The following is a 13,713-nucleotide window of genomic DNA, read 5'->3' on the forward strand; positions in this document are numbered from 1 at the left end:
GCGCCGTGACCGCGCGCCGCGGGTGCCGCGTCAGTACCCCCCGCCGCCCGAGCCGGGCATCGTGGTGATCTCGGAGCCGTCCGGCGCCACCACCCACCAGACGTCCTGGATGCCCTGGCCGGCGACGTCGCCCGGCGCCGCGTCCCCCGCGTACAGGTAGACCGGGCGGCCGTCGAGCGTCACCTGGGACTCCCCGTCGTTGCCGGTGATCGTGCCGACCTCGGCCGTCACGCCCTGCACCTCCGGCGTCGCGCTGCCGGCGTGCACCGGGGGCCACGCGGCCAGGCACTCGCCGGTGCACTCGCTCTTGCCCGACCCGGCCTCGTCGGGCGTGTAGTAGTAGACCGTCATGCCCTGGCCGTCCACGACGATCGTGCCCAGGTCGCTGTCGGCGGTGGACAGCGCGCCGGCGCTCCCCGACCCGCCGCCGGAGGACGAGCCCGACATGGTGTCGGTCGGGGTGCTCGCCCCGCCGCCGTAGCCGCCGCTCCCACCACCGCCGCCGCACGCGGCCAGGGTGGTGGCGAGCGCCGCCGCCGCGGCGAGGGCGGCCAGTCGTGACCTCGTGGTGCGCATGATGACTCCTCCGGCTCGGACTCTCCGCTCGGGTGCTGCTGTGAGGGACGACGAGATCGCGGCGCCGGCGGTTCACCTGAACCTTCGGGCGCCCTGCTTCGTCGTGCGGGGTGGAGCCGCGCGGGCGGGCGCGGCCCGGGGCGGGAGGAGCGGTCGTGCGGACACGGACGAAGGTGCTGGTGGGGGCGGGAGCCGGGCTGGTCCTGCTCGGCGGCGCCGCCGTGCTCGTCGGCCCCGGCCTGTACGCCGACCACGCCAACCGCGCCGCGGCGGAGGTCCCGACGCTCTCCACGTCGGGGGCTCCGCTCGCCGACCCCGCGGCCCTCGACGGCACGTGGACGGTGGCACCCGGGTCGGAGGCCGGCTACCGCGTGCACGACGTGCTGCGGGGCGAGGACGTGACCGTCACCGGGCGGACCGACCAGGTGACCGGCACCGTGACCGTCGAGGACGGCGCGCTCACGTCGGGCGAGGTGACGGTCGACGTCGCGAGCATCCACACCGACGAACCGCCGCGGGACGCGTACTTCCGTGGCAGCGTGATGGAGGTGGGGACGTACCCGACCGCGCGTTTCACGGTCACCGAGCCCGTGCCGCTCGCCGCCGGCGCCACCGAGGTGGACCTGCCGGGCAAGCTGACCGTGCACGGCGTGACGCGCGACGTCGTGGCCGCGGCCCAGGTCGCGGCCGTCGGGGAGGTCGTGCAGGTCGTCGCCGAGGTGCCGGTGACGTTCGCGGACCACGACGTCGCAGCGCCGTCGCTCGGCTTCGTCCGCGTGGACCACGAGGGCGCCGTCGAGATCTCGCTGGTGCTGGAGCGGTCATGAGGCCGCGCTCCCGCGCCGACGAGCAGCTCCTCGAGGCCATCCACGCCGCGCACGCCCCGGACCTGCAGCGCTTCGTCGCGCGGCTGGTGCCCGCCGACACCGACGCGCAGGACGTGGTGCAGGAGTCGCTGCTGCGCCTGTGGCGCCACCCCGAGGTGCTGGAACGGCCGGAGGAGTCCGTGCGCGCCTGGCTGTTCACGGTGGCGCGCCACCTCGTGGTCGACCAGCTCCGCAGCGCGCGCCACGCGCGCGAGCGCGCCACCGGGCGCCTGCCCGAGCAGCCCGAGCCGGACCGGACCCAGGCGGTCCTGGACGCCTGGCTCGTCGCCGACGCGCTCGCGGACCTGTCGGCCGAGCACCGCGCCGTCGTCGTGGGCGCCTACTACCGCGGACGGTCCGTCGCCGAGCTGTCCGACGAGTTCGACGTCCCGCCCGGGACCGTGAAGTCCCGCATGCACTACGCCCTGCGCGCCCTGCGGCTCGCCCTGCAGGAGAAGGGAGTGACGCCATGACCGCGCCGACCGACCCGTACCGCGAGTGGGACGCGGCGTACGTCCTGGGCGCGCTGAGCCCGGCCGACCGGCGGGACTACGAGGAGCACCTGGCCGGCTGCGACGCGTGCCGTGCGGCGGTCGCGGAGCTCGCGGGCCTGCCCGGGCTGCTCGCCTCCGTGCCCGCGGAGCACGCCCTCGCGTCGGACCCCCGGGGCACGGTTGCGGGCACGGCCGCGGGCGGGGACGCAGGCCGCGACGTGGGCGGGGGCGACGACGGCGACCTGGCGGACGTCGTGCCCCTCGCGGCCCTGGCCGGCGCGGCCCGGCGCTCGCGGCGCCGGCGCCGATCGGTGGCTGCGGTGGCGGCGTCGGTGCTGCTGGTGGGCGGGGTCGGCACGGGGCTGGCGCTCGGCGGCGCGGGGGAGGGTCCGGGCCCGGCACCCTCGTCGCCGGCGCCGGTCGCGCAGTCCACGGCCGTGGACCTCGAGCCGGTGGGCGCGGTCGACGTGCGGGCGTCGCTCACCGCGACACCCCGCGCGTGGGGGACCAGCCTGGAGTGGAGCTGCACCTACCCGCCGCGCTCGGGCGGCTACGACCCTGCGGCGGCGCCGACCTACGAGCTCGTCCTCGTCGACCACGACGGCGGACGCACGGTCGCCGCGACGTGGACCGGGTCGGGCACGGCCTCCACCGGCCTCGGCGCGGCGTCGTCGGTGCCGCTGGACCGGATCGCGCGCGTCGAGATCGCGCACGCGGGCGGCGGGACGCTGGCCGCCGCCACGCTATGACGTGCGCCGGCGTCAGGCGGGCACGACGGGCGGGACCGTCCAGGCGGCGAGCTCGTCGAGCCGCGGCCGGTACAGGCGGACGGTGAAGTTCCACCCCTCGGGCAGCGGGATGCGGTGGGGCGTGTCGTCGGGCCAGTCGCCGAGGTGGATCGTGACGCGGCCGTCCGGGTCCGGCGTCGCGAAGACGGAGTTCACGTTCGTCAGGCCGCTCGGGCCGGGCTCGAAGTAGCCGTCGGCGTTGTAGACGCTGAGCGACCAGAACGCGTCGGCCGGCGCGTCGTCGAACGTGATCGTGTACCGCCCCACCGAGAGCCGCGGCTCGACGTTCAGGTACGACGCCTCGGCGTCGGGCAGGCCGCCCCACCCGAGCGCCGTGCCGACGAGGTGCCGCACCGGGTCGACGTCCTCCGCCCGGCCGAAGCAGTGCTCGAGGCCGCCCATCGTGCGGCCGAGGGTGAGCAGGGCCCCGCGCACCTCCTGGTGGCTGGCCGGGTCGTAGTCGGGGCGCACGAACTCGCGCTGCTCTGCGGTGACGAGGGTGAGCCCGTCCTGGAGGCGGTGCACCTCCTCGACGTCGGCGGGGCTCGTCGGGTCGAAGAGCGTGCGCGCCGCGACGACCACGTAGTCCGTGCCGAACTCGTCGCGGGAGAGGACGGACGGGCCCGCCTCGTGGAGGACCCGGTTGATGTAGTGGTCCTGGTTGATCACCATCACCGACAGGTACCGGTCACCGACCTCGGGCACGGTCAGCGTCGCGTCCCCCGCGTCCAGGTCGACGATCGCCACCGAGTACAGCGTGTCCCGGTTCTGACGGATCACGGGCTGCTCGTCGAGCGGGGCCAGGACGCGGTCGTGGTGGAACGTCCCGAGGCCGCCCACCATCGGCAGCATCCTCGCGATCATCGTGTCCGTCTCCGCGCGGGCGAAGTTGTCGATGCTGACCTGGACGGCCATGGCCGTACCTCCTCGGGGGTGCGGGTGACGTCCCGCCGGGGAGGTGCGGGACAGGGGTTCGTCACGATGGCCGGACGCTGCCGCAGGTGGCGCGGCCCGGTCGCGGTGTCACGCTATGGGGGCGCGGCCCGCGGCGCGCGCCGGACGTCGCGGCGGGCGGCGGGCGGTGCGTGGCGGACCACCGAGGGAGGGAACGTGCGGATGCGGGGGTACGTGCTCAGGCGCTACGGCCACCCGGGCGTGATGGAGCTGCGCGAGGTGCCGCGCCCGGTCGCCGGACCGGGCGAGGTGCTGGTCCGCGTGCGGGCGGCGGGCCTGAACCCGATCGACCACAAGACGCGCGACGGCGGCCTGCGGGTGATCACCCGGCTCCGGCTCCCGCTGGTCGCGGGCAGCGAGCTCGCCGGTGAGGTGGCGGCCGTCGGGGCCGGGGTCACCCGGTTCGCGGTGGGCGACCGGGTCTTCGCGCGGGTCGACAAGCGGCGGCTGGGCGCGTTCGCCGAGTACGCGGCGGTCGCTGAGGGCCTGGTGGCGGCGATGCCCGCGTCGCTCGGGTTCGTCGAGGCCGCGTCGCTGCCGCTGGCCGGGCTCACCGCGTTGCAGGCCCTGCGCGACGAGCTGAAGGTGGCCCCGGGGGACCGGGTGCTCGTCACGGGCGGCGCGGGCGGCGTCGGAACCCTTGCCATCCAGCTCGCGGTCTGGCTCGGCGCGGAGGTCACGACGACGGCGTCCGCCCGCGGCACGGCCCTCGTGCGATCGCTCGGCGCCACGCGGGTGGTGGACTACCGGAGCGAGCGGTTCGCCGACGTCCTGCACGACTACGACGGCGTGTTCGACCTCACCGGGGGGCAGGACCTCACCGACGCCTTCACGATCCTCGAGCCGGGCCGGACCGTCGTCTCCGTGGCCGGCCTCCCGGACGCGACGACCGCACGCGTCGACCTGGAGGCCGGCCCCCTCAAGGCGGCCCTCCTGTGGGCGGCGAGCACCGCGATCCGACGCCGGGCCCGCCGCGCGGGCGTCCGCTACCGCTACCTCTTCATGCACCCGAGCGGGTCGGATCTCGCCGTCCTGGCGGGCCTCGTCGACGACGGGCACCTGCGCCCCGTGGTCGATCGGACGTTCGCGTTCGCCGACATCGCCCGCGCGTACGCCTACCTGGAGCGCGGCCGCGCGAAGGGCAAGGTCGTCGTCGAGCTTCCGGACGACGGGCCGGAGGACCTGGCGGCCTAGGGTGTCGGTTCGCCCGCGGGGGAGGTGGTCGGGGTCGGCCGGGGCGTCCGGACGTCAGGCGAGCCGCGCGACGAGGCAGGGCCCGCCCTCGTAGACCCCACCGTCGATGGCGAGCGCGTGGCCGTCGGCGTAGGAGTGCGGCTCCGTGACGTCCGTGTACGCAGTGCCGAGCATCTCGGCGACGATGCTGTGCCCGTGCACGACCCGGTCACCACCGAGGTGGTCCAGCAGCTCTCGTGCGGCCCGCGGACCGTGCTCCCCGCGGAAGGCCGCGCGAGACGTGAGGTCCCGCCACGTCTCCCACCACACCACGAGGTCGTCGCTCGCCAGCCGGTCCCGCCCGGCGGCGTTGAGGTCCTCGAGGGTCCGACCCCACCCGAGGTAGGCGAGGGTGTCCGAGTGCACGAGGAGCGCACCGGCGTCGTGCGCCGCCAACGGCAGGGCGCCCAGCCAGGCGACGTGCTCGTCGGTGAGCCGCGCCTGGTCGCGGTCGAGGCCGCCGTTGCGGGCCCACGACCGTGCGAAGCTCCGCCCGGGCTCGCCGGGCGGAGGGACCGTCGTCGCCCCGAACCGCCGCATCCCGAGCGCCAGCACTTCGTGGTTGCCGAGGAGCGCCGCCACGGCGCCTCCGGACTCGTCGACGAGCCGCCGGACGAGGTCGATGACGCCGACGCCGTCCGGCCCGCGGTCCAGGTAGTCCCCGAGGAACCAGAGCCGGGCGTCCCGGCCGGCCCACCGTCCGTCTGCGTCCGTGAGCCCTTCCTCGGCCAGGGCACGCACCAGGACGTCGCGGTAGCCGTGCACGTCGCTGACCGCGTACACCCTCGTCATCTGCCGTTCGCTCCGTCCGTCGTCCGGCCGTGCCACCGGTCCGTGGGGACCATCCGCCGGGGACGACCTTAACCGCGACGCTCGCCCGCTCCCGCACGCGGCACCGTCGGTCGGGGCGACCAGAAATGCGCTGCCGAGAGCCGATGGTCGCTGCGACGCTGGGGAGCATGCAGACACCAGCCCCGATCGACCTGGACACCTGGCCGCGCCGGCAGCACTTCGAGCACTACCGGGCGTCGCCGTGCACGTACGCGATGACCGTGGAGCCGGACGCGACGGCGTTCGTGGCGGCGCTGCGCACGTCGTCGCGCCGCACGTACGTGGCGCAGGTGTGGGCGCTCGCGACGGTCGTGAACCGGCACGACGAGTTCCGCATGGTCCTCACCGAGGACGGCGCGCCCGCCGTCTGGCCGGTCGTGCACCCGGCGTTCACGGTGTTCCACGTGGAACGGGAGACGTTCTCGTGCGTCTGGGCGCCCTACGACGCCGACTTCGGCGCGTTCCACGACGCCGCGACCGCGGTGCTGGCCGAGCACGGGGGCTCGACGGACTTCTTCCCGCAGGGCTCGCCGCCGCCGAACGCGTTCGACGTGTCCAGCCTGCCGTGGGCGTCGTTCACCGGGTTCACGCTGACCATCCGCGACGCCTGGAGCCACCTCGCGCCGATCGTCACCCTGGGCCGGTACGTCGAGCGGGACGGCCGGGTGCTCCTGCCGCTGGCCGTGCAGGTCCACCACGCCGCCGCCGACGGCTTCCACACGGCGCGCCTGGTCGACGAGCTGCAGGAGCTCCTCGACGACCCGTCATGGGTGGGCTGAGCCACAGTTCAGGGGTCACCTGCCGGACGGCTCGACGCCCGGACGGCGAGACGGCTTACGCTCTGGTCCCGTGAGCGAGAACCTGGGATCCACCGGCTCGATCGAACGCGTGGTGGCACGCCACGAGATGCCCGACCCCCTGCGGGACGACATCCGCCTGCTGGGCGGGCTGCTCGGCACCGTGCTGAAGGAGGCGGGTGGTCAGAGCCTGCTCGACGACGTCGAGCGTCTCCGCGGCCTGACGATCCGCGCCTACGGGGCGGACGACGGCGGCGCGACGCTGGCGGAGGCGGCCGAGGTCGTGGCCGGCTTCACGCCGGAGCGCGCCGAGCAGGTCGCGCGGGCCTTCACGTGCTACTTCCACCTGGCGAACCTCGCCGAGGAGTACCACCGTGTCCGTGTGCTGCGGGCGCGCGAGTCGGACGCCGCGTCGGGAGTCGTCATCGAGGACTCGCTGCCGCAGGCGTTCACGCAGCTCGCGGAGGAGGTCGGCCGCGACGAGGCGCTGCGGCGCCTGGGCGAGATCGAGTTCCGCCCGGTCCTCACCGCGCACCCCACCGAGGCCCGCCGTCGCGCCGTCTCGGGCGCCGTCCGCCGCATCTCTTCGCTGGTCGCCGACCGCGACACGATGCGTCCCGGAGGCACCACGCTCGCCGAGAACGAGCGCCGCCTGCTCGCCGAGATCGACACCATGTGGCGCACGTCGCCCATCCGCGCGCACAAGCCGTCCGTGCTGGACGAGGTGAAGACCGCGATGGGCGTCTTCGACGCCACGATGTTCTCCACCTTCCCCGAGGTGTACCGCCGCCTGGACGACTGGCTGCTCGACGGCGAGGCCGGCAGCGTGCCACCCGTCGCGCGCCCGTTCGTCCACCTGGGCTCCTGGATCGGCGGCGACCGCGACGGCAACCCGAACGTCACCGCCGAGGTCACCCGGCAGGCCGCGACCCTCGCCGCCGAGCACGCGCTCGGCGCGCTCGAGAAGGCCGCCGTCGAGACGGGGCGCAAGCTCACGCTCGACGAGGAGGGCACGCCGGCGTCGGCCGAGCTCAAGGCGCTCTGGCAGCGGATGCGCCAGCTCTCCGACGAGCTCGTCACCCGCGCCGCCGCCGACTCGCCGAACGAGCCGCACCGCGCCGCCGTCCTCGCCGTCGCCGGCCGTGTCGCCGCGACCCGTCGCCGCGACGCGGACCTCGGGTACCGGGAGCCGGAGGAGCTCGTCGCCGACCTCGAGGTCGTGCAGCGCTCCCTCGTCGAGGCGGGCGCCCCGCGTGCCGCCTACGGCGACCTGCAGAAGCTCGTGTGGCAGGTGCAGACCTTCGGGTTCCACCTCGCCGAGCTGGAGGTGCGCCAGCACTCGCAGGTGCACGCCGCGGCCCTCGCGGAGATCGACGAGAAGGGCATCCACGGCGACCTCTCCGAGCGCACGGTCGAGGTGCTCGACACCTACCGCGCCCTCGGCGCCGTGCAGAAGCGGTTCGGCATCCGCGCCGCCCGCCGCTACATCGTGTCGTTCACGCAGGCGCCCGAGCACCTGGCCGCCGTCTACCGGCTCGCCGCGCTCGCCTTCGAGGGCAGCGACGACGCCCCCGTCGTCGACGCCGTGCCGCTGTTCGAGACCTTCGACGACCTGGAGAACTCGGTCGACATCCTCGAGGCGATGCTGGAGTTCCCCGAGGTGCAGCGCCGCCTCGCGGAGAACGGCCGGCGCGTCGAGGTCATGCTCGGCTACTCGGACTCGTCGAAGGACGTCGGCCCGGTCGCCGCGACCCTCGCCCTGCACAAGGCGCAGTCGCGGATCGCCGAGTGGGCGCAGCGCCACGACATCACGCTGACCCAGTTCCACGGCCGCGGCGGCTCGCTCGGCCGCGGCGGCGGCCCTGCCAACCGCGCGGTGCTCGCGCAGCCGCCGCACTCGGTGGACGGCCGCTTCAAGCTCACCGAGCAGGGCGAGGTCATCCTCGCCCGCTACGGCGACCCGACGATCGCCGCGCGGCACATCGAGCAGGTCGCCGCGGCGACGCTGCTCGCCTCGGCCCCGACGGTGGAGAAGCGGAACGCTGACGCCCGGGAGCGGTTCGCGCCGCTGGCCGCCGCGCTCGACGAGACGTCGCGCGCCGCGTTCCACGGCCTCGTGAAGTCCGAGGGCTTCCCGCAGTGGTTCTCCCAGGTGACTCCGCTGGAGGAGGTCGGCCTGCTGCCGATCGGCTCCCGCCCCGCCAAGCGCGGCCTGTCGGTCAACTCGCTCGACGACCTGCGCGCCATCCCCTGGGTGTTCTCCTGGTCGCAGGCGCGCATCAACCTCGCGGGCTGGTTCGGCCTCGGCACGTCGCTGCGCTCGGCCGGCGAGCAGCCGGGCGGGCTCGAGGAGCTGCAGGCCGCGTACCGCGAGTGGCCCCTGTTCACCACGCTGCTCGACACCGTGGAGATGGGCCTCGCCAAGACGCAGGAGGACATCGCCGCGCAGTACCTGGCCCTCGGCGACCGCGACGACCTCGCCGAGCTCGTGCTCGGCGAGCTGCGGCTCACCCGCGAGTGGGTGCTGCGGGTGACGGGCAACGAATGGCCGCTCGCCAACCGCCGCGTCCTCGGCCGCGCCGTACAGCTGCGCTCCCCGTACGTCGACGCGCTGTCGCTGCTCCAGGTCCGCGCCCTGCGCGCGCTGCGCAGCCAGGGCGTCAGCGAGGGCCTCACCGTGGACGACGGCGAGTGGGTGGACGGCGGACACAAGGACCGCTGGCAGCACCTGCTGCTGCTCACCGTGAACGGAGTCTCCGCGGGCCTGCAGAACACGGGCTGACCCCGCCGGTTCGTCGGGGTGCTCGATGGGCGTTGTTCGCGAGGCGAACAGCGCCCATCGAGCACCCACCACGGTCTAGGGTGGCCGGTCATGAGCCTGGTGACCTTCAAGGACCTGTGCGTCGACGCCGTCGACGCGGCCTCGCTGGGAGAGTTCTGGGCCCGCACCCTGGGGCTGCGGGCGGAGGCGCTGGACGACGGCGACGTCGTCCTGCGCGACCCGGGCCCCGACCCCGCGAAGGCGCGGACGATCTGGGTCAACACCGTGCCCGAGGCGAAGACGGTGAAGCACCGCGTGCACCCCGACGTGCGCGCCCGGTCGCTCGACGAGCTCCCCGACCAGCCGCGCCTCAGCGAGCCCGGTCGGTTCCACTACACGACGCTGGCCGATCCCGAGGGCGGCGAGCTCTGCGTCTTCACCGCCGAGGAGGTGCCGGCCTACCGGCTCAAGGACATCGTCGTGGACTGCGCGGACTACCGGACGGTCGCCGCGTTCTGGCACGGGCTCCTGGGTGGCACGCTCACCCAGGACGACGCCATGGACTACGCCTACCTGGACGAGGGCGCGGGCGTCCCGTTCGAGTCGTTCGACTTCGTCCCCGTGCCGGAGCCGAAGACGGTCAAGAACCGCTGGCACTGGGACGTGACCCTGAACGACGGCGTCACCGTGGACGACCTCGTCGCCCGCGGCGCACGCGTGCTGCGCGCGCAGGACGACGAGATCGCCTGGACCGTCATGGGCGACCCGGAGGGCAACGAGTTCTGCGTCTTCCAGCCCTGACCCGTCCGGGCCGGGGTGCGGCTCAGGGGCGGGCGGCGAGGGCCGCGAGCACGCGGTCCACGCTGCTGCGGATGCCCCACCGCTCGGCGAGGGCGTCGAGCGCCTCGGGGTCCTTCGGGGCCCGAGGCAGCGTCGCGTCGACCTCCCCGACGGGGGCGTCGTGCGCGACCTGCACCACCGTGGGCGCGACGTCGAGGTAGGGCGCGGCGTCGAGCAGCTTCTGCCGCTGGGTCGGGGTGATCCCCTTCGCGCCGTGCTCCGCCGCGGCGCGCAGCCCGGCCAGGTCGCCGAACGCGGCGAGCAGCTTGGCCGCCGTCTTCTCGCCGATGCCGGGCACGCCGGGCAGGCCGTCGGACGGGTCGCCGCGCAGGGTCGCCATTTCGGCGTACGCCTGCCCGCTGGGCACGCCGTACTTCTCCGCGAGCCTCGCCTGGTCGACGACGTCGGGGTCGCGCACGCCGCGCGCCGGGTACAGCACGCGCACGCCGGCGGCGTCGTCGACGAGCTGGAACAGGTCGCGGTCGCCGGTGACGATGTCGACGCTGGCCGGCATCACCATCCCGACGGCGCCGGCCACGGGCAGCGCGGTCGCCGCGCTGCGCGCCACCTCGCGGGTGACCAGCGTGCCGATGACGTCGTCCGCCTCGAAGCCCGGCGCGCCCACACGGGCGATGCCGAGCGCGGCCAGCACGTCGACGATCACGGGGACCTGCGGCGTGAGCGCGTCGGGCACCTCCTCGACGTCGGGCTCCCCGACGGGGGTGACCGCCGCGACCCGGTGCTCCTTGTACGACCCGATCGCCTCGACGCGGAACGCCGGCCGCCAGTCCTCGTCCCAGCACGCCACGAGCCGGTCCGGCCCGTGCTCGGTGACGAGGAACGCGATCATGTCCAGCAGGCCGCGCACCGCGTTGACGGGCTTGCCGTCGGGGGAGCGCAGCGAGTCGGGCAGGCCGAAGAAGGCGCGGAAGTACAGGCTCGCGGAGTCCAGCAGCATGAGGCTCACCGGGTCAGCGTGCCACAGGCCCCTGACCCCGAGCGCCCACGACGTCCTAGAGGAGCCGACCCACGAGGACGCCGAGGCCGATGCCGACGACGACGGCGGCCAGCGTGAGCGCCATGGTGCCGAGGGCGTTGGCCAGGGCCAGCCGGGGCCGACCGGAGCGGGCGAGGCGGACGGTCTCGACCATCGCCGTGGAGAAGGTGGTGTACCCGCCGCAGAACCCGGTCGCCACGCCGAGGCGCCAGGGCTCGAGGTGGGCCGGGTCGCCGGCGCCGAGCAGCACGCCCGAGACGAGGCCGATGAGCAGCGACCCGGACACGTTCACCGCGACCGTCGCCCAGGGGAACGCCGCGCCCGGCGTCCGCGCCCGCACCGCGCCGTCGACGACGAACCGGGCGGCGGCGCCCAGCCCACCTGCCACGGCGACGAGCAGCAGCGTCGCGGCGGCGCTCATCGCGGCACCCTCATCTCGGCCGCCTCATCGGGACCTCCGGCGAGAGCCGAGCAGCACGCCCGCGAGGCAGGCGAGGTACCCGAGCACCAGCGTGCCGAGGGCGTACGCGAGCCCCTGCCCCACGGATCCGGAAGCGAGCAGCCGTTCCGTCTCCAGGGCGAGGGACGAGAACGTCGTGAACCCGCCCAGCACGCCCGTGCCGACGGCCAGCCGCACCCGCTGCACGGTGGGCGTCTCCGGCCCGTGGGCCGCGAGCGACTCCAGCAGCCAGCCCAGCACGAACGCACCGAGCACGTTGGCGGCGAGCGTCGCGACCGGCCACCCGTCGACGGCGGGCCACGCCTGCGCCAGCCCGAACCGGGCGGCGGTGCCGACGGCGCCGCCGGCTGCGACCAGCGCGACCAGACCAGGGCGCCGGTGGGCCGGGCGTCCGCGCGCGGGCGGGCTGCCCGCCGTCACGACGCGTCGCCCGCGTGCCGGTCGGGCAGCACGACCACCGGCCGCGGCTGGTCGTGGACGAGGTGCCCGGCGACGGTGCCGCCGACCAGGTGCGTGGCCCAGCCCCGCATCCCGGGGCGGCGCGCGCCCACCACGATCAGGGCAGCGTCATGTGCGGCGGCGATCCGGGCGAGCTCCGTGGCCGGGTCGCCGGCGGTGCGCTCGAGCCGCCAGCGCACGGGGCTGTCGGCCAGGGCGGCGGCGACGGCGTCGCGCAGGCCGCCGTCGTCGGCGGGAGAGCCGGCGTCGGGGTCGACGGGCACCACGGCGCCGGACGGCTCGCGCACGGACGCCTCGTCCACGGCCACGCACACCAGCTCGGTACCGAGCGCGGCCGCCAGGTCGGCGGCCCGCCGGGGCACGCTGGGGTGGCGGTCGTGGGGCACGCCCACCAGCACCGGACCGGTCATCCCGACATCGTAGGCAGCGGGCCGGTCAGGACGTCCGGTCGAGCACCGGCAGGCCGTCGTCGTCCAGCCGCTCCTGGTCGTCGGAGCGCACCCCGAGCAGCTTCGCCATGGGCGTGCCGGTGAACCCGTACACGATCGCGGTGAGCAGCACGACGCCGAAGATCACCGGCACCAGCTGGGGGAACGGCTCACCGGCGTCGTCGAACCGCAGCGAGAAGACGGACGCGGTCGACGCGGCGACGATGCCGCGCGGCGCCATCCAGCCGATCATCGCCCGGTCGGACCATCTCAGGTCGGTCCCGAGCGTCGAGACGGCGGCCACCACGGGGCGCAGCACCAGCACGAGCGCCGCGACGACGAGGACGGTGGGCAGCGCGTACCGGGCCAGGGCGTCCAGGTCGATCCGGGCGGACAGCACGACGAACAGCGCGCCGATGAGCAGCAGGCCGATGTGGGTTCCGAACTCGTGCAGCGGCTCGGTGCGCGCCACCCGCTGGTTCGCCAGGACGGCGCCGAGCGCGGTCGTGGCGAACAGGCCGGCCTCGTCGTGCACGCCCTCGGCCAGCGCGTAGGCCCCGAGGGCGAACGCGAACGCCAGCACGACCTCCGTCTCCTTCGGCACCTTGCCGAAGCGGATGAGCACCACGAGCAGCACGGCGGCCACCCCGCCCACCAGCAGCCCCAGACCCCCGGTCTCGAGCAGGCTGACGGGCTCGGCGTGGAGCACGACGTTCGCCACGGCGAGCGCCACCGTGGCCCCGATCGGGTCGATGAAGATGCCCTCGAAGGCGAGGACGGACTCGACGGGCTGGCGGGGCCGGATGATGGCGAGCAGCGGCCCGACGACGGTCGGCCCGGACACGATGAGGATCGCGCCGATGACGGCCGCCCGGCCCCAGGTCACGTCGAGGAACAGGTACGCGGCGGCGGTGGCGCCGAGGCCGGTGACGAGGGCGCCGGTGGTCACCAGGCCGAGCACGGGCCGCCGCGCGCCACCGCGCAGGCGTCCGAAGTCCAGCTTGAGCGACTCCTCGAAGAGCAGGAGGCCGACGGCCATCGACACCAGCGGGAACAGCGCCTCGCCGAACAGCGCGTCCGGGTCGAGCCAGCCGAGGACCGGCCCGACGAGCAGCCCGAGCACGAGCAGCAGCAGGATCGACGGGACCCGCAGCGCGCGGGCGGCGACCTGTCCGGCCACCCCGACGATCACGATGAGGGCGATGCCGCCGACGAGGTCCGGACTCATG

The 13,713-nt window shown here is 75.0% G+C and carries 15 protein-coding genes; 7 read left to right on the top strand and 8 right to left on the bottom strand.

All coding sequences use genetic code 11. The features are described from left to right. Positions 1–30: 30 nt before the first annotated feature. A complete protein-coding gene (locus ACH443_RS16100) occupies positions 31–576 on the bottom strand; it encodes a COG4315 family predicted lipoprotein (RefSeq protein WP_429763111.1) in 546 nt (181 codons plus the stop codon). A gap of 155 nt (positions 577–731) precedes the next feature. On the opposite strand from ACH443_RS16100, the gene ACH443_RS16105 reads away from it, so the two are divergent. Genes ACH443_RS16105 through ACH443_RS16115 form a run of 3 tightly spaced genes read left to right on the top strand, consistent with a single transcriptional unit; the run spans position 732 to position 2,685 of the window. Beyond that, positions 732–1,403, top strand: a complete 672-nt coding sequence (locus ACH443_RS16105) for a YceI family protein (protein WP_430590868.1) — start codon at positions 732–734, stop codon at positions 1,401–1,403. Then, entirely contained in the window at positions 1,400–1,915 is a 516-nt protein-coding gene (locus ACH443_RS16110; RefSeq protein ID WP_430590869.1) for a sigma-70 family RNA polymerase sigma factor, read from the top strand. Before ACH443_RS16105 ends, ACH443_RS16110 begins: the two co-directional genes overlap by 4 nt. Beyond that, a complete protein-coding gene (locus ACH443_RS16115; RefSeq protein ID WP_430555474.1) occupies positions 1,912–2,685 on the top strand; it encodes an anti-sigma factor family protein in 774 nt (257 codons plus the stop codon). Before ACH443_RS16110 ends, ACH443_RS16115 begins: the two co-directional genes overlap by 4 nt. A gap of 12 nt (positions 2,686–2,697) precedes the next feature. Here ACH443_RS16115 and ACH443_RS16120 read toward each other — a convergent pair whose 3' ends face one another. Beyond that, entirely contained in the window at positions 2,698–3,639 is a 942-nt protein-coding gene (locus tag ACH443_RS16120; protein WP_430590870.1) for a DUF1254 domain-containing protein, read from the bottom strand. A gap of 213 nt (positions 3,640–3,852) precedes the next feature. On the opposite strand from ACH443_RS16120, the gene ACH443_RS16125 reads away from it, so the two are divergent. Continuing rightward, positions 3,853–4,872 (top strand): NADP-dependent oxidoreductase, encoded by a 1,020-nt coding sequence (locus tag ACH443_RS16125; RefSeq protein WP_430590871.1) that lies wholly within the window; start codon positions 3,853–3,855, stop codon positions 4,870–4,872. Between the two features lie 54 nt (positions 4,873–4,926). Here the strand turns inward: ACH443_RS16125 and ACH443_RS16130 are convergent, their stop codons facing one another. After that, entirely contained in the window at positions 4,927–5,703 is a 777-nt protein-coding gene (locus tag ACH443_RS16130) for a metallophosphoesterase family protein (RefSeq protein WP_430590872.1), read from the bottom strand. 167 nt (positions 5,704–5,870) lie between these two features. Here ACH443_RS16130 and ACH443_RS16135 point away from each other — a divergent pair, with 167 nt between their 5' ends. The 3 genes from ACH443_RS16135 (at position 5,871) to ACH443_RS16145 (ending at position 10,101) form a co-directional block, all read left to right on the top strand. Continuing rightward, the gene (locus ACH443_RS16135; protein WP_430590873.1) at positions 5,871–6,521 is read left to right on the top strand and encodes a CatA-like O-acetyltransferase; all 651 of its coding nucleotides are present in this window, start codon (positions 5,871–5,873) and stop codon (positions 6,519–6,521) included. Positions 6,522–6,648: 127 nt separating this feature from the next. After that, a complete protein-coding gene (locus ACH443_RS16140; RefSeq protein WP_430555685.1) occupies positions 6,649–9,321 on the top strand; it encodes a phosphoenolpyruvate carboxylase in 2,673 nt (890 codons plus the stop codon). Between the two features lie 90 nt (positions 9,322–9,411). Continuing rightward, positions 9,412–10,101, top strand: a complete 690-nt coding sequence (locus ACH443_RS16145) for a VOC family protein (RefSeq protein ID WP_430590874.1) — start codon at positions 9,412–9,414, stop codon at positions 10,099–10,101. A gap of 22 nt (positions 10,102–10,123) precedes the next feature. Here ACH443_RS16145 and ACH443_RS16150 read toward each other — a convergent pair whose 3' ends face one another. The 5 genes from ACH443_RS16150 to ACH443_RS16170 are packed head-to-tail and all read right to left on the bottom strand — an operon-like array spanning position 10,124 to position 13,712. Beyond that, on the bottom strand, positions 10,124–11,098 hold the full coding sequence (locus ACH443_RS16150; protein WP_430590925.1) for a 5'-3' exonuclease H3TH domain-containing protein: 975 nt from the start codon (positions 11,096–11,098) through the stop codon (positions 10,124–10,126). Between the two features lie 55 nt (positions 11,099–11,153). Next, positions 11,154–11,558 (bottom strand): fluoride efflux transporter FluC, encoded by a 405-nt coding sequence (locus tag ACH443_RS16155; protein ID WP_429763119.1) that lies wholly within the window; start codon positions 11,556–11,558, stop codon positions 11,154–11,156. 24 nt (positions 11,559–11,582) lie between these two features. Beyond that, a complete protein-coding gene (locus ACH443_RS16160; RefSeq protein WP_429763120.1) occupies positions 11,583–12,017 on the bottom strand; it encodes a fluoride efflux transporter FluC in 435 nt (144 codons plus the stop codon). Then, positions 12,014–12,466: a universal stress protein gene (locus ACH443_RS16165; RefSeq protein ID WP_430590875.1), complete on the bottom strand. Its 453-nt coding sequence runs from the start codon at positions 12,464–12,466 to the stop codon at positions 12,014–12,016. The genes ACH443_RS16160 and ACH443_RS16165 overlap by 4 nt, the downstream gene beginning before the upstream one ends. Positions 12,467–12,491: 25 nt before the next feature. Next, positions 12,492–13,712 (bottom strand): cation:proton antiporter, encoded by a 1,221-nt coding sequence (locus ACH443_RS16170; protein ID WP_430590876.1) that lies wholly within the window; start codon positions 13,710–13,712, stop codon positions 12,492–12,494. Between the last annotated feature and the right edge of the window lies 1 nt (position 13,713).

This window comes from Isoptericola sp. NPDC019571 (assembly GCF_044389385.1).
In the GTDB taxonomy this organism is placed as follows: domain Bacteria; phylum Actinomycetota; class Actinomycetes; order Actinomycetales; family Cellulomonadaceae; genus Isoptericola; species Isoptericola nanjingensis.

Excerpts from the sequence above, each read along its gene's own strand:
- ACH443_RS16100 (WP_429763111.1), bottom strand. The coding sequence starts at position 576 with ATGCGCACCACGAGGTCACGACTGGCCGCCCTCGCCGCGGCGGCGGCG.
- ACH443_RS16110 (WP_430590869.1), top strand. The coding sequence starts at position 1,400 with ATGAGGCCGCGCTCCCGCGCCGACGAGCAGCTCCTCGAGGCCATCCAC.
- ACH443_RS16115 (WP_430555474.1), top strand. The coding sequence starts at position 1,912 with ATGACCGCGCCGACCGACCCGTACCGCGAGTGGGACGCGGCGTACGTC.
- ACH443_RS16120 (WP_430590870.1), bottom strand. The coding sequence starts at position 3,639 with ATGGCCGTCCAGGTCAGCATCGACAACTTCGCCCGCGCGGAGACGGAC.
- ACH443_RS16130 (WP_430590872.1), bottom strand. The coding sequence starts at position 5,703 with ATGACGAGGGTGTACGCGGTCAGCGACGTGCACGGCTACCGCGACGTC.
- ACH443_RS16135 (WP_430590873.1), top strand. The coding sequence starts at position 5,871 with ATGCAGACACCAGCCCCGATCGACCTGGACACCTGGCCGCGCCGGCAG.
- ACH443_RS16140 (WP_430555685.1), top strand. The coding sequence starts at position 6,649 with ATGCCCGACCCCCTGCGGGACGACATCCGCCTGCTGGGCGGGCTGCTC.
- ACH443_RS16145 (WP_430590874.1), top strand. The coding sequence starts at position 9,412 with ATGAGCCTGGTGACCTTCAAGGACCTGTGCGTCGACGCCGTCGACGCG.
- ACH443_RS16150 (WP_430590925.1), bottom strand. The coding sequence starts at position 11,098 with ATGCTGCTGGACTCCGCGAGCCTGTACTTCCGCGCCTTCTTCGGCCTG.
- ACH443_RS16155 (WP_429763119.1), bottom strand. The coding sequence starts at position 11,558 with ATGAGCGCCGCCGCGACGCTGCTGCTCGTCGCCGTGGCAGGTGGGCTG.
- ACH443_RS16165 (WP_430590875.1), bottom strand. The coding sequence starts at position 12,466 with ATGACCGGTCCGGTGCTGGTGGGCGTGCCCCACGACCGCCACCCCAGC.
- ACH443_RS16170 (WP_430590876.1), bottom strand. The coding sequence starts at position 13,712 with ATGAGTCCGGACCTCGTCGGCGGCATCGCCCTCATCGTGATCGTCGGG.